This is a genomic window from Novosphingobium sp. SG707 (genome assembly GCF_012275515.1).
GTDB lineage: Bacteria > Pseudomonadota > Alphaproteobacteria > Sphingomonadales > Sphingomonadaceae > Novosphingobium.
In genome coordinates, this window is record NZ_JAAZQL010000039.1 from 1 (window position 1) to 1242 (window position 1242).

Below are 1242 nucleotides of genomic sequence, written 5' to 3' on the forward strand. Positions count from 1 at the left end.
TGGGAAACCGCCTTAGAGGACGCCACAGGCCGTCTTGAGCTCATTGTGGCGAAGAAGCGGGCCGGACTTACCGGCAACGCCTTCTGTCGCTTTGAGGGCGCCTTTCAGGCCGTGAGAGGCGATGCATGAGCGGGTGGTACGTCATGCCCCGGGGCTGGATGGACAATCCTGTCTTCGCCGATGAGCCCGCGTCCGAACGCGAGGCATGGGAGCGATTGATCGCCATGGCGGCCCATCATCCCATGACCCGGCGGGCCGGAAAAGGCGATCTGATCGAGGTCGCACGGGGCCAATTGCATAGCTCGGAACGCACCCTTGCAGGCCTTTGGAAGTGGGATCGCAAGCGCGTTGGACGCTTTTTAAAACGCCTCGAAAAAGCGCATTTGATCGGGACATCTGCGGGGCCATCCGGCGTGATGATAACTATCGAGAATTACGACGAAATGCAGAACCCGACCGGCACGCATGGGGCCAACCGTGACGCCGATAATGGGGCCAATCAAGGGCCATCCGAGGGCCACACAATAACAATTAAACAATTAAACAAAGAAAATACCTCCGCCGGAGGGCAGGATCAGACGGCCAAATCAACCAGGGAATATGCCTTCCAAGGGGCGGTGATCCGACTGACGTCCAAGGATCTGGATCGCTGGGCACAGACCTATCACGCCATCCCCGACCTGAAGGCCGAACTGACCAGCCTCGATGCATGGCTGACAGGGCAACCGCCCGACAAACGCAACCGATGGTTTCACACCGTCAGCGGATGCCTCAACCGCAAGCATCAGGAGGCCACCGCCAGCCGGGCAGCCAATGCCAATGGCAGCAACAACTCCATGGTGGCCGTGGTGCTCAACGAGAAGCGCCGCCGCGAAGCAGCAGCCAAAGGAAACGGATAATGACGAGGAAGAATGCCAACGCCAAACCGGCACGGCGAGCCGGGGCGACCGGATCGAAAGCACTGGCCAAGGGCAAGACGATTGAAATTGCAGTGCCGGAATCGGGCAACTTGGCTGAAGCCAAAAATACGCTCGCAAAGGGCATCCCCGGCTGGGATCAAATGACCAGCGAACAGCAAACTGAACTCGCCGAGATTGCCACGGCGCAATGTAAGCAGCGCCAGCCGGTCAAGGTGACGCTCACGCGAAAGCCCGGAGGCGGAATGTCCATTGGTATCGCAGGGGAGTGCGAGGCGCATGGGCTACTCAAGCTGCAAAAGACGTTTGCGGCAGTTTCCATGGA

2 protein-coding genes are annotated in these 1242 nt (G+C 59.3%); both read left to right on the plus strand.

The features are described 5' to 3' along the window. Positions 1–158: 158 nt before the first annotated feature. Positions 159–899, plus strand: a complete 741-nt coding sequence (locus FHW92_RS25485; RefSeq protein WP_168606086.1) for a hypothetical protein — start codon at positions 159–161, stop codon at positions 897–899. Then, a partial coding sequence (locus FHW92_RS25490; protein WP_168606087.1) for a hypothetical protein occupies positions 899–1242 on the plus strand: 344 nt, incomplete at its 3' end. The genes FHW92_RS25485 and FHW92_RS25490, both read left to right, overlap by 1 nt.